General features: G+C 52.7%; 14 protein-coding genes and 1 pseudogene. 14 read left to right on the plus strand and 1 reads right to left on the minus strand.

Annotated elements, in window-relative coordinates:
- Window positions 1-85: 85 nt before the first annotated feature.
- Window positions 86-532 (minus strand): IS30 family transposase, encoded by a 447-nt coding sequence (locus J9892_RS12960; RefSeq protein ID WP_282598079.1) that lies wholly within the window; start codon window positions 530-532, stop codon window positions 86-88.
- A gap of 345 nt (window positions 533-877) precedes the next feature.
- On the opposite strand from J9892_RS12960, the gene urtA reads away from it, so the two are divergent.
- The 14 genes and pseudogenes from urtA to J9892_RS13030 form a co-directional block, all read left to right on the plus strand.
- Entirely contained in the window at window positions 878-2,146 is a 1,269-nt protein-coding gene (gene urtA / locus J9892_RS12965; RefSeq protein ID WP_210538456.1) for an urea ABC transporter substrate-binding protein, read from the plus strand.
- A 99-nt stretch (window positions 2,147-2,245) separates the two neighbouring features.
- Window positions 2,246-3,847 (plus strand): urea ABC transporter permease subunit UrtB, encoded by a 1,602-nt coding sequence (urtB, locus tag J9892_RS12970; RefSeq protein WP_103859156.1) that lies wholly within the window; start codon window positions 2,246-2,248, stop codon window positions 3,845-3,847.
- A gap of 4 nt (window positions 3,848-3,851) precedes the next feature.
- The gene (urtC, locus tag J9892_RS12975; RefSeq protein WP_103859157.1) at window positions 3,852-4,934 is read left to right on the plus strand and encodes an urea ABC transporter permease subunit UrtC; all 1,083 of its coding nucleotides are present in this window, start codon (window positions 3,852-3,854) and stop codon (window positions 4,932-4,934) included.
- 56 nt (window positions 4,935-4,990) lie between these two features.
- Window positions 4,991-5,773, plus strand: a complete 783-nt coding sequence (gene urtD, locus J9892_RS12980) for an urea ABC transporter ATP-binding protein UrtD (RefSeq protein ID WP_323957876.1) — start codon at window positions 4,991-4,993, stop codon at window positions 5,771-5,773.
- The gene (urtE, locus tag J9892_RS12985) at window positions 5,767-6,462 is read left to right on the plus strand and encodes an urea ABC transporter ATP-binding subunit UrtE (protein ID WP_053288395.1); all 696 of its coding nucleotides are present in this window, start codon (window positions 5,767-5,769) and stop codon (window positions 6,460-6,462) included. The genes urtD and urtE overlap by 7 nt, the downstream gene beginning before the upstream one ends.
- On the plus strand, window positions 6,459-7,301 hold the full coding sequence (locus J9892_RS12990) for an urease accessory protein UreD (RefSeq protein ID WP_053288396.1): 843 nt from the start codon (window positions 6,459-6,461) through the stop codon (window positions 7,299-7,301). Before urtE ends, J9892_RS12990 begins: the two co-directional genes overlap by 4 nt.
- Before the next feature lie 23 nt (window positions 7,302-7,324).
- On the plus strand, window positions 7,325-7,627 hold the full coding sequence (locus tag J9892_RS12995; protein ID WP_053288397.1) for an urease subunit gamma: 303 nt from the start codon (window positions 7,325-7,327) through the stop codon (window positions 7,625-7,627).
- 9 nt (window positions 7,628-7,636) lie between these two features.
- A complete protein-coding gene (locus J9892_RS13000) occupies window positions 7,637-7,996 on the plus strand; it encodes an urease subunit beta (protein WP_053288398.1) in 360 nt (119 codons plus the stop codon).
- Window positions 7,993-9,696: an urease subunit alpha gene (ureC, locus tag J9892_RS13005; RefSeq protein ID WP_109422133.1), complete on the plus strand. Its 1,704-nt coding sequence runs from the start codon at window positions 7,993-7,995 to the stop codon at window positions 9,694-9,696. The genes J9892_RS13000 and ureC overlap by 4 nt, the downstream gene beginning before the upstream one ends.
- A gap of 19 nt (window positions 9,697-9,715) precedes the next feature.
- Window positions 9,716-10,285: an urease accessory protein UreE gene (gene ureE, locus J9892_RS13010; protein WP_103859160.1), complete on the plus strand. Its 570-nt coding sequence runs from the start codon at window positions 9,716-9,718 to the stop codon at window positions 10,283-10,285.
- 34 nt (window positions 10,286-10,319) lie between these two features.
- On the plus strand, window positions 10,320-10,874 hold the full coding sequence (locus J9892_RS13015) for a HupE/UreJ family protein (RefSeq protein WP_103859161.1): 555 nt from the start codon (window positions 10,320-10,322) through the stop codon (window positions 10,872-10,874).
- Window positions 10,875-10,877: 3 nt separating this feature from the next.
- The gene (locus J9892_RS13020; RefSeq protein ID WP_103859162.1) at window positions 10,878-11,573 is read left to right on the plus strand and encodes an urease accessory UreF family protein; all 696 of its coding nucleotides are present in this window, start codon (window positions 10,878-10,880) and stop codon (window positions 11,571-11,573) included.
- 22 nt (window positions 11,574-11,595) lie between these two features.
- Window positions 11,596-12,219 (plus strand): urease accessory protein UreG, encoded by a 624-nt coding sequence (gene ureG, locus J9892_RS13025; RefSeq protein WP_103859163.1) that lies wholly within the window; start codon window positions 11,596-11,598, stop codon window positions 12,217-12,219.
- 111 nt (window positions 12,220-12,330) lie between these two features.
- A pseudogene (locus J9892_RS13030) lies at window positions 12,331-12,998 on the plus strand (IS3-like element ISAeme20 family transposase); the annotation flags it as partial.
- Between the last annotated feature and the right edge of the window lie 146 nt (window positions 12,999-13,144).

Raw genomic sequence — 13,144 nt, forward strand, 5'->3', positions numbered from 1 at the left:
ACTGAAGGGAGAATCGATGAGAAAGAGGAGAAGTGAGTTGACCCAATCTGAACACTCGAGTTAGAAACGGGGTGACGTGAGCGCGTTAAGGATCAGGGTGTTCACGTTGGCCGGAATGGCTGTTCAACTTCGCCGGAATACGCACCTGGCGCAGATGGCGGTACAACTGGCCACCCCGGGCTTTGTCGGCGGCCACATGGCGGTATATCCACTCGTGACTCACCATGAGGTCTATCTGCTTGCCCACCGCGCTTATCTGCTCCGGGCTCCACCACCAGGCGAGTGTCAGCTCGACAAACTGGATGACATCGGCAGATAGCCGAGATTTGGCCGCACTAGCCCGTCGGTGGGTGGCGTGCTGATGCGCATTGTCTGGCTGGTAGCCCTGCGGCCCGGCGTTACGACGCAGCTCCCGGTAGAGGGTGGAGCGATGAACGCCAATGGCGCGTGCGGTGGCAAGGATGGACATCCCCTGTGCGCGAAGCACCGATAACTGGTATCGTTGCCCCTCGGTCAACTGCTGATAGCTCATGGTGATACTGCTTTTACTTTGGCGAGCAGAAGGGTACCACCAATCAGCAGTTGGCCACCTCTCGCCATTCATCCATGAGTGTCGCACTTATTATCTGAATTCCCGTTTCACTCCTTGCGATCAAGTGAGGAAAGACATCCTCCCACATCAGTGTATCGAATTATCAGCCATTCACATATACGTCATTTGACGTAGTTCTCTGCACGATATGCGCATATTTAGCCCGCTGTTTTTTCTCAATACTGAACCTGCTTGTTCAACGGGTGATTGTCTTGAAGCTTCAAATGAACAGATACCGAAGCAGGGTTTGTTCATAGCTGAAAACTAATTTAAGGAAGAATACGCATGAAAAGGAAACTACTCGCAAGTTCTATTCTGGTCGCCTCTTTGTTTGGTGGTCACGTGTTTGCGGCAGATGGCACCATCAAAGTGGGTATCTTGCACTCGCTGTCTGGCACCATGGCGATCAGTGAAACCACACTGAAAGACACCATGCTTATGCTGATTGATGAGCAGAACAAGAAAGGCGGATTGCTGGGCAAAAAACTGGAGCCTGTGGTGGTTGACCCTGCGTCAAACTGGCCGCTGTTCGCTGAAAAAGCGCGTGAGTTGGTTCAAAAAGACAAAGTCTCTGCCATTTTCGGCTGCTGGACTTCCGTTTCCCGTAAATCAGTGCTGCCAGTAGTGGAAGAGCTGAACAGCGTGCTGTTCTACCCTGTGCAGTATGAAGGGGAAGAGTCATCCAAAAACGTATTCTATACCGGTGCTGCACCAAACCAGCAGGCGATTCCAGCGGTTGATTACCTGATGGAACAGGGCGTAGAGCGTTGGGCTCTGCTGGGTACTGACTATGTCTATCCACGCACCACCAACAAAATTCTGGAAGCTTACCTGAAAGCCAAAGGCGTGAAAGCGTCTGACATCATGGTGAACTACACCCCGTTTGGTCACTCAGACTGGCAGTCAATCGTAGCTGATGTGAAGAAATTCGGTTCTGCGGGCAAGAAAACTGCGGTGGTTTCTACTATCAACGGCGATGCGAACGTGCCTTTCTATAAAGAGTTAGGCAACCAAGGCGTCTCTGCACAAGACATCCCAGTGGTGGCGTTCTCTGTTGGTGAAGAAGAGCTGTCAGGTATCGACACTAAACCGTTGGTCGGCCATCTGGCGGCATGGAATTACTTTGAAAGCGTAGACACCCCAGCAAACAAAGATTTCATCGAAAAATGGCACAAATTTACCGGTAAAAAAGAGCGTGTAACCAACGACCCAATGGAAGCGACTTACATCGGTTTCAACATGTGGGTGAAAGCGGTTGAAAAAGCGGGCACTACTGACCCGGCGAAAGTACAAGATGCCCTGATCGGTGTTTCTGTGCCTAACCTGACTGGTGGTTATGCAACCATGATGCCAAACCATCACATCACGAAACCTGTGCTGATCGGTGAAATTCAGGACGACGGCCAGTTCGAAGTGGTTTCTGAAACCAAAGGTACTGTGGTTGGTGACGAATGGTCTGACTTCTTACCAGGCTCAAAAGACCTGATCTCCGATTGGCGTAAACCGCTCTCTTGCGGCAACTTCAACGTGAAAACAGGTAAATGCGGCGGTTAATTCCGTGACTGACAGGGCGGGAGATATTCCGCCCTGAATTTTTAACACCTTCGGAATTAAAGAGAGAAAGTTCATTTTCTCTGGGACAAGGAAAGCATGATGCGATTAATACAGGCAGGATGCAGTCGAATCATCGTGGTTGGTTTAACCCTGATGATGGGTCTCTGGAGTGTCATGGCGCAGGCGATGACCACCGATGAGGCATTAAAAGCACTGAGTGGTCGTGATTTTACCGCCAAGAAAGAGGCCATCACGACAATTGCTGCCAGCGGTGAACCTTATGCATCTGATCTTTTTATTGCGTTGGATAACGGTGAGCTGTTTTTCCGTAAAAGTGACGAACTGATGGTCATTCGTCAGGGCGAAATATTTGTTAATTTAACCGACAAACAAGCAGTTGCCGGTGACAGTTCTGATTTCAAACGGGTGGCGATGAACAATGCCTTGCGCCGCCAAATCGCTGAATTATCAGCTCAACTGGCCTTAAATGATCCGAATGCAGAGAAACGTTTGCAGGCAGTGAAATCGATGTTGGGGAAGGTAGCTGATTCCGATCGTGCTGCGCTGATTGCCCATCAACAAAAAGAGACCGATGCCAAGGTATTAGCCGCCTATGACATGGTGATCGCATTCAGCAAATTAGTCGATAGCGATGCTGTGGTGCGCCTGAGCGCAGTCGATGCACTCAGTGAAGTGCATAACCCAGAAGTAGTAGGGCAGCTGAAATCCGTTGCTCAGAACGATACCGATGCCAAAGTGAAATCCGCCGCCGCAGCAGCGGTGAAAAAGCTCGAACGCAGTCAGTCATTTTACAGTGGCATTGAAACCCTCTATTTCGGTATCAGCCTCGGTTCCATTTTAGTGTTAGCAGGCATTGGTCTGGCGATCACCTTTGGTGTAATGGGCGTGATCAACATGGCGCATGGCGAGATGATGATGCTGGGTGCCTACACCACCTTCGTGATGCAAAAACTATTACCGAATGAACCGGGCATTGCGTTACTTCTCTCTATTCCTGCGGCATTTTGTGTCTCGGGCTTAGTCGGCATTGTCATTGAGCGCAGTGTGATCCGTTTCTTATATGGCCGCCCGCTCGAAACCCTGCTGGCAACCTTCGGGATCAGCCTGCTGTTACAACAAGCGGTGCGCTCAATTTTCTCCCCGCTGAACCAAAGTGTGGTTATGCCTTCGTGGATGAGTGGCACATGGGTGTGGAACGACTTCCTGTCGCTGACCCTGAACCGCATGTTCATCATTCTGTTTAGCCTGTTGGTTTTTGCTGGCCTGATGTGGTTGCTGAAACGCAGTCGTTTGGGGTTGGAAGTACGCGCGGTTTCGCAAAACCGCGCTATGGCTCGCAACATGGGTGTTCGCTCAGATTGGGTGAATGCCAGAACTTTCGGTCTGGGATCAGGCATCGCTGGTATTGCTGGTGTGGCGTTGTCTCAGCTGACCAACGTTGGCCCGAACTTAGGGCAGGGTTACATCATCGACTCCTTCATGGTGGTGGTGTTTGGCGGTGTCGGCAATTTATGGGGCACGTTGGTGGCGGGTCTGTCACTGGGTGTGGCGAATAAACTGTTGGAACCGTATGCCGGTGCTGTGCTGGCAAAAATCCTGATTCTGGTTGCGATCATTCTGTTTATTCAGAAACGCCCGCGCGGACTGTTTCCGCAACGTGGCCGTGCGGTTGAGGGCTAAAAACATGCTATTTAATTCTGTATTCAAAGATAAAGCGGGCCTGAGTTTGCTCAGTGCCATTCTGGTTGGCTCGGTGCTGGTGGTGTTATCAAACCTGCTGTTGCCACATGACAGCGCGCTGTATGTCGGTTCCAACACTGTGACGCTGTTAGGCAAGTATTTGTGTTACGCCCTGCTTGCCGTGGCGCTTGATTTGGTCTGGGGTTATCTCGGCATTTTAAGTCTCGGTCACGGCGCTTTTTTTGCGCTGGGTGGCTACGCGATGGGCATGTATCTGATGCGTCAGATCGGCACGCGCGGAGTGTATGGCGATCCGATTTTGCCAGATTTCATGGTGTTCCTGAACTGGCATGAACTGCCATGGTTCTGGTATGGCATGAACCATTTCTGGTTTGCCATGCTGATGGTGGTGCTGGTTCCGGGCTTGCTCGCGTTTGTGTTCGGCTGGCTGGCGTTTCGCTCGCGTGTGACCGGCGTTTATCTGTCGATCATGACGCAGGCAATGACCTACGCACTGCTGCTGGCGTTCTTCCGCAATGAAATGGGTTTTGGTGGTAATAACGGCTTAACCGACTTCAAAGACATCATCGGTTTTAGTCTGACCGACGATGCAACTCGTGCGGCGTTATTCCTCATTACGGCGGTTGTGCTCTGTCTGGCTTATCTGGTCTGCCGCGTGATTGTCGGTTCGAAACTGGGGCGTGTTGCAGTGGCGATCCGCGATGCAGAGATGCGCACCCGCTTTATGGGCTACCGGGTGGAATATTTCAAACTCGCGATCTTCGTGTTCTCCGCCATGTTGGCTGGCGTTGCTGGTGCGCTGTATGTGCCACAAGTCGGCATTATCAATCCGGGCGAGTTTTCTCCGCTGAACTCGATTGAACTGGTGATCTGGGTGGCCGTCGGTGGCCGGGCGACGCTTTATGGCGCGGTGGTCGGCGCAATTTTGGTCAACTACGCCAAGTCGGTGTTTACCGGCATTCTGCCTGATGAATGGCTCTACGCATTGGGTGCGCTGTTCGTGTTGGTCACGCTGTTCCTGCCAAAAGGTGTTACCGGTTTATTCAATCGCAAGGAGGCGGTGTGATGAACATGTTTGCACAAACCAAAACGATCTTAACACCGGCCGACTTGCGCGAACGGATGGCACCACCAGCGCCAGCGAAACTCGATTTACGGCATGGTGTGATCCTCTATCTGGAAGATATCAACGTCAGTTTCGACGGTTTTAAAGCACTGAATAACCTCAACCTCTACATCAACAAAGGCGAACTGCGCTGCATTATCGGCCCGAACGGGGCAGGTAAAAGCACCATGATGGATGTTATTACCGGCAAAACACGCCCTGACACCGGCTCGGCGTGGTTTGGTCAGAACATCAACTTGTTGGAACTCGATGAACCGGCGATAGCTGAAGCAGGCATAGGTCGTAAATTCCAAAAACCAACCGTGTTTGAACCGCTTACGGTGGAAGAAAACCTTGAACTGGCCATGGCGGGGAATAAAGGCGTTTGGCAGACCTTTGTTAGCAAACTGTCTGGTGAAGATCGCGATCATCTTGAAGCAACGCTGCTGCTGATTGGTCTGGTTGCTGAGCGTCATCGCCAAGCGGGTGTGTTGTCGCACGGCCAAAAGCAGTGGCTGGAAATTGGCATGCTGCTGATGCAGCGCCCGGAATTGCTGCTTGTCGATGAACCGGTGGCAGGAATGACGCATCAGGAGATGGAACGCACCGCTGAACTGCTGAAACAGCTGGCGGGCAAACACTCCGTCGTGGTGGTGGAGCACGATATGGATTTCGTGCGCTCGATTGCCAATAAAGTCACGGTATTACATCAAGGCTCGGTGCTGGCGGAAGGCTCCATGAGTCAGGTGCAGGCTGATCCGAAAGTGATCGAGGTATATCTGGGGGAATCAGCATGCTGAAGTTATCCGGTATTAATCAATTTTACGGCCAATCGCACACGCTGTGGGATCTGGACATCGAGATCGCACAGGGTGAATGTCTCTGTTTGATGGGTCGTAACGGCGTGGGTAAAACCACGCTGTTGAATGTGTTGATGGGGCAATTGCCAGTTAAAAGCGGTCAGATTGAATTTGATGGTCAAGACATCAGCAAGTTTTCGGTCGAGCGGCGTGCGGAAATTGGCATCGGTTACGTACCGCAAGGTCGTCAGATTTTCCCACTGCTGACGGTCGAAGAAAATCTCAAGATCGGACTGCCTGCGCGTCGCGATAACAAGCGCCAGATCCCCGATCAGGTGTATGAACTGTTCCCTGTGTTGAAAGAGATGAAACAGCGTCGTGGTGGCGATTTATCCGGCGGTCAGCAGCAACAGCTCGCGATTGGTCGTGCGCTGGTGCTTGATCCGAAACTGCTGATTTTAGATGAACCCACCGAAGGTATTCAGCCGAACATCGTCAGTGAAATTGGCGACATCATCCGCAAACTCAACCGTGATATCGGCCTGACTGTGTTACTGGTCGAACAGAAACTGCCGTTTGCCCGCAAAGTCGGCGATCGCTTCTGCCTGCTCGATCGCGGTCGTCGTGTTGCTGACGGCCTGATGGCTGATCTCAACGAAGGGCTGATCAAGGAATATCTGACGGTATGACGATGCAACCGGCAGCGATAGCAACCATGCAAACCGGCTGGCAAGCGCATTTGTCGCTGGGGTTTTCTCGTCGCGGCAATCAGACCGTGCTGGCCGAACGACGCCAGTACGGCCCGCTGACCGTGCAACGACCATTCTACCCCGAAGGCATGCCTTGTCATCTCTACCTGCTGCATCCACCGGGTGGCGTGGTAGGTGGCGATGAGCTCGATGTGCAAATTAAGGTGGAACAGGAGGCGCATGCGCTGCTGACTACCCCTGGTGCCACCAAGTTTTATCGTAGCGCGGGGCCACAATCGAAGGTCACACAAACCTTCCAACTGGCGGAAGGTGCCGCTTTGGAGTGGCTACCGCAAGATAACATTCTGTTTCCCGGTGCCAATTTGCAACTGCAGAGCACCTTCCATCTGGAAAGTGATTCGCGATTGATCGCTTGGGAGTGCATCTCGCTTGGTCGGCCCGTCAATGAAGAGCGATTTTTGGAAGGGCAGTTACGCAGCCGTTGGCGCGTCTATCGTAACCAGCGGTTATGCCTGAATGAATCGTTGCGGGTGCTTGATGCCGCTGATCTCGAGCGCCGGGCAGGTTTAGCAGGCTATCCGCTGGTCGCGACCCTCATCGCATCGCCTTGTTCTGAAACAGAACGGGAACTGGTACGTGAATTACTGCAAGGCTACGCAGCACCGGCTGGCGTGACCTTACTCAATGACTTACTGATTGTGCGCTTGCTCGGCGCACACAACGAGCCGTTACAACAATTAATGCAGACGATTTGGCAAGCATTGCGCCCGACGGTGATTGGGTGCCCCGCATGTCGTCCGCGGATCTGGAATACCTGATTACGGTTTACAAGGAGAACAAGATGGATCTGACCCCTCGCGAAAAGGACAAGTTACTGCTGTTTACCGCCGCACTGGTGGCCGAGCGACGTAAAGCGCGTGGTTTAAAACTCAATCATCCGGAAGCGATTGCGCTGATCAGTGCTGCGATTTTGGAAGGGGCCCGTGATGGCCAGACGGTCGCCGAGTTGATGAATTACGGTCGCACCATTTTGACTCGCGATGAGGTGATGGATGGCATACCCGAAATGATCCCCGATGTGCAGGTCGAGGCGACATTCCCTGACGGCACCAAGCTGGTCACCGTTCATCAACCCATCATTTAAGGAGCGCCTATGATCCCCGGAGAAATTCAGGTTGCCGATGGTGAACTGCTACTCAACGAAGGCCGTGCGACGTTACAAGTGGCTGTTGCCAACACAGGCGATCGCCCGATCCAGATCGGCTCACATTACCACTTCTTTGAAACCAACCCTGCCTTGCAGTTTGACCGTGCTGCCACGCGCGGTTTTCGCCTTGATATTCCTGCTGGCACTGCGGTGCGTTTCGAACCGGGCCAGACCCGCACGGTCATGTTGGTGGCATACGCGGGGCGCCGCCATGTGTATGGTTTCCGTGGCGATGTGATGGGCCCGTTAGATGAAATTGCGCAAAGTGATCAGGGTGCACAGAACGAACAGGGAGTTCAGGCATGAGTATTATTTCCAGACAAGCCTATGCCGATATGTTCGGCCCAACCACGGGCGATCGGGTGCGGTTGGCTGACACCGAGTTATGGCTGGAGGTGGAAAAAGATTTCACCATTTATGGCGACGAAGTGAAATTCGGTGGTGGAAAAGTCATTCGCGATGGTCAGGGTCAGGGGCAGGCGCTGAGTCGTTATTGCCTTGACTTGGTGATCACCAACGCGCTGATCATCGACCATTGGGGCATCGTTAAAGCGGATATCGGGGTTAAAAATGGCCGTATTGCCGGCATCGGCAAAGCGGGCAACCCTGATGTGCAACCGGGCGTGACATTAGTGATTGGCCCGGGCACCGAAGTGATCGCGGGGGAAGGCTCTATTGTCACAGCGGGTGGCATCGACAGCCATATTCATTTCATCTGCCCGCAACAGATCGACGAAGCGCTCTGCTCTGGCGTGACCACCATGTTGGGTGGGGGCACAGGCCCGGCAACGGGCACCAATGCCACAACGTGTACGCCGGGTCCTTGGTATATGGCGCGCATGTTGGAAGCGGCAGAAAGCCTGCCGATGAACTTGGGTTTCCTTGGTAAAGGCAATGCCAGCTTACCCGATGCGCTGCATGAGCAGGTCGCCGCAGGCGCCATTGGCCTCAAACTGCATGAAGATTGGGGTTCCACACCGGCATCGATTGATAACTGCTTGAATGTGGCAGAAGAGACCGACACGCAAGTGGCTATTCACACCGATACACTGAACGAAAGCGGCTTTGTCGAAGACACACTGGCTGCGATTGGTGATCGTACCATTCACACCTATCACACCGAAGGTGCGGGCGGTGGTCATGCACCAGACATTATCAGGGCGTGCGGGCTGGCGAACGTGCTGCCGTCTTCCACAAACCCAACGCGCCCTTACACTGTGAATACGGTCGATGAGCATCTCGATATGCTGATGGTTTGTCACCATCTTGACCCTGCCATTCCTGAAGATGTCGCGTTTGCGGAATCACGCATTCGCCGTGAAACCATTGCAGCGGAAGATATTCTGCATGACCTCGGTGCATTCTCGATGATTTCATCCGATTCACAAGCAATGGGACGTGTCGGTGAGGTGATCACGCGCACATGGCAGACTGCGCACAAAATGAAAGTGCAACGCGGCAGCCTCGGTAGCGACCCAGCACGACATGACAATACGCGTATCAAGCGCTATATCGCCAAATACACCATTAACCCAGCCTTAGCGCACGGCATCAGCCATGAAGTCGGTTCGATTGAACCGGGCAAATTAGCCGATTTGGTGTTGTGGCGTCCGGCTTTCTTTGGTGTGAAACCTTCCATGATTTTGAAGGGAGGCATGATTGCCGCAGCACCGATGGGTGATGCCAATGCGTCTATTCCAACGCCACAACCGGTACATTTCCGCCCGATGTTTGGTGCGCTCGGTCGTGCGATGCATTCGACCCGCATGACGTTCCTGTCTGGCTTGGCTATTCGCTCTGGTTTGCCTGCGCAACTGGGATTAAACAGTCTGATTGGGGAAGTGAAGAACTGCCGCTCAGTGAAGAAAGCACACATGATCCACAACGACTGGCAGCCGCTGATTGAAGTCGACAGCCAGACCTATCAGGTGCGCGCCAATGGCGAATTACTGACGTGCGAACCCGCAGCGGTGTTGCCGATGGCACAGCGTTACTTTTTATTCTAGGCGAACTTGGGAACACAAAATGATTCGACTCACACAACGATTAACGACAGAAGAAGCAGCAGGAAAAGCGCTACTCACAACGCTGACACTGTCGATCGATCTGCGTATCAAAAGCCGCCTGAAAGTCACTTTAGATAATGGCGATGCAGCCGGTCTATTCCTGACTCGTGGTCAGCTATTACGTGGCGGCGAGTGTTTGACTGACGATGCTGGCGCAGTTGTCGTGATGGTAAAAGCCGCCGAAGAGCAGGTTTCCACGGTGCGCTGCAATGACCCGTTACTACTGAGTCGGATCTGCTATCACCTCGGTAATCGCCATGTACCGCTGCAAATCGAGGCCGGTTTTGCCCGTTATCAGCACGATTATGTGCTCGATGAGATGGTGGTTGGTTTAGGTGGCTCGGTTGCGGTTGAGCTTGCGCCATTTGAACCAGAGGCTGGCGCTTACCAATCGCAAGCGGGCGCAGGGCATCACCATCATCATAATGATCACGAACATGGTCACAACCATGATCATCTGCATGCTCACTCTCATGCAGCCAGTGCAGCGACCGTCGTGCCGATGCATGGTTTTTTGAAAACATCATAAGCAACTAATTAATAAGTAAAAAAAGGAATTTAATATGAACAAATCACGTATGACCACCGCAATCGCTCTGATGTTACTGGCTACACCTGCCTTTGCTCACCCTGGGCACATGGAGCACGGTTTTTCATCGGGGGTGTTGCATCCACTGTCTGGCCTTGACCATTTGATGATGTTACTGAGCAGCGGCTTTCTGGCGGCATTAACGGGGCGTCGTTTATCGCTGCCATTATTGACCCTGCTGGCCATGGTGGTTGGTACTGGTGCGGGTGTGCTGCTGGGCGGCAATAATCTGGTGGAACCGCTGGTGCTGGCCTCGCTCTGGTTTGCGGGTGCCTTGGTGTTTGCGCCCAATCGTTTGTCAATAATGAGCTGGATGATACCTTGTTTTGCGCTGTTTCATGGTTGGGCGCATGGTGTTGAAGCGCCTGTCGGGCAAGTCGCGTTGTTCACTGCGGGGGCTGTGGTTTCATCGCTGGTGTTGCTGGCGGTGGGTTATGCGGTTGGCAGCAAAGCGAACCACATAGCATGGTTGAAAAAAGGCTGGGCAGCAGTGGTGTTTGCGTCGGCGTCAGTTCTGTTGGTGGGTTAATCCATGACTTTTTCAGCGCTTAATCAAAGCTCGCCAGTCAGTTGGTTGCAGCTGTTCCAACTGATGAGTCCTAATTTGCCCGTGGGTGGGTTTACCTATTCGCAAGGGTTGGAATGGGCGGTTGAAACGGGTTGGGTTAAAAACGTCGCTGAATTTGAACAATGGCTGACTAATCAGATGGATGAGGGGCTGGTCTATCTCGACTGGCCGCTCCTTAACCGCCTTTATGTTGCTGCCCGACAAGATGATCTGACTGCTTTTGTAGACGCTATCGATTTGCTGGTCGCAAGTCGCGAAAGCGAGGAATTCCGCTTGGAAGAAGGGCAGCGCGGTGATGCGTTTTATCGTGTGATCAAAGATTGGGGCATTTCTGGCAGTGCCGATATGGCCGTTCATCTGAAACGTTCACAACTGGCCGGCATGGCGTGGTTTGGCGCAAAAAACAGCCTGAGTGTCGAGCAACTGGCGTTGGGCTGGGGGTTCGCATTGCTGGAAGGTGCTGTCATGGCGGCCATTAAATTAGTGCCCATTGGTCAGCAAGCGGGTCAGACATTGCTTCGAAAATTATCCGCGCAACTGCCTGAAAAATACCAACGGGCTTGCACTGTGCAAGACGATGAGATCGGAGGTAGTTTAACCTGCCTCGCCATCGCCAGTGCATGCCACGAAATACAATACACGCGGTTATTCCGCTCATAATCAGATTGGAAAGGACACTCTTATGACTCAAACATCATCCCCATTACGAGTTGGCGTTGGCGGCCCTGTTGGTTCCGGCAAAACTGCGCTGTTAGAAGTATTATGTAAAAAAATGCGCGATCACTTTGAGATTGCCGTCGTCACCAACGATATCTACACCAAAGAAGATCAGCGTATTTTAACCGAAGCAGGTGCGTTAGCTGCCGAGCGTATTGTCGGGGTGGAAACCGGTGGTTGCCCGCACACGGCGATCCGTGAAGATGCATCGATGAATCTGGCCGCTGTTGAAGCGCTCAGTGAGAAATTCGGCAATCTGGATGTCGTTTTCGTTGAGAGCGGTGGCGACAACCTGAGTGCCACCTTCAGCCCTGAATTAGCTGATATGACCATCTATGTGATTGATGTGGCGGAAGGCGAGAAAATTCCACGCAAAGGCGGGCCGGGCATTACCAAATCTGATTTATTAGTGATCAATAAAATCGATTTGGCCCCGTATGTTGGTGCGCGTTTAGATGTAATGGAATCAGACACCAACCGTATGCGCCCACAAAAACCGTGGACATTCGCCAATCTGAAAACCGGTCAGGGAGTGGATACCATCATCGATTTCATCGTGACACATGGCATGTTAACGCCAAAAGCATAAGTGCGACGAAGGCCCTGAAATTGTCTAAACGATTCAGGGCATTACGCGATGAGGTATCCTGATTTTCACAGACAGTCCCGATTGTTACGATGAGACAATCGGGGGTATTGAATGAAATCGAGAGAACACTATTCACCAGAGTTTCGGGCAGAGGCGGTTCGACTGGTGTTGGAGCAAGGCCTTGGCCAAGCTGAAGCCGCCAGAAGGTTGGGTATTGCCAAAGGCACACTGAGCAACTGGGTGGTCGCAGCCAAAGGAGGAAAGGATACATCGGCCATTCCCGGAGCGCGTTCTGTCGCCGAGCTGGAGGCTGAAGTGGCCCGGCTACGCAAAGCTCTCGCACAAGCCAACATGGAGCGCGACATCATAAAAAAGGCCGCCGCGTACTTTGCTCAGGAGTCACTGCCAAGTACGCGTGGATAGCCAACCAACAGGACATCTATCCCATTTCCGTTATCTGTCGTGTGCTGGAGGTCTCTCGTGCGGGCTTCTACCACTGGCGCCAGCGTCCACCGTCACAGCGCCAACAAGAAGATGAACGACTCAAGGTCGCCATTCGGGCTGCTCACAGCAAGACGCGCCAGACCTATGGCGCATCGCGTTTACAAGCTGAGTTGGCCGCCGAAGGATTTTACGCTGGGCGGGACCGGATTGGGCGATTGCGCCGTGAAATGGGGTTGTCTTGCAAACAAAAGCGCAAATTCAAGGCGACAACCCATTCTGCTCATTCCCTGCCCGTGGCGGAGAATCTCCTTGGTCAGGTCTTTGCGCCGACGAAGCAGGGCCGACGCATGATCATTCTCTGCACAAGTTGATCAAGTCTCGATCAGTTGAACGGCTCCAAGTACGATTTTAATTGTACCTTGCGTTGCCAAGCTGTAAATAGTCGAGATCTTAACCAACTGTTTATTATTATGGCCCAGAA

Source organism: Aeromonas sp. Prich7-2 (assembly GCF_017939255.1).
Lineage (GTDB): Bacteria > Pseudomonadota > Gammaproteobacteria > Enterobacterales > Aeromonadaceae > Aeromonas > Aeromonas caviae.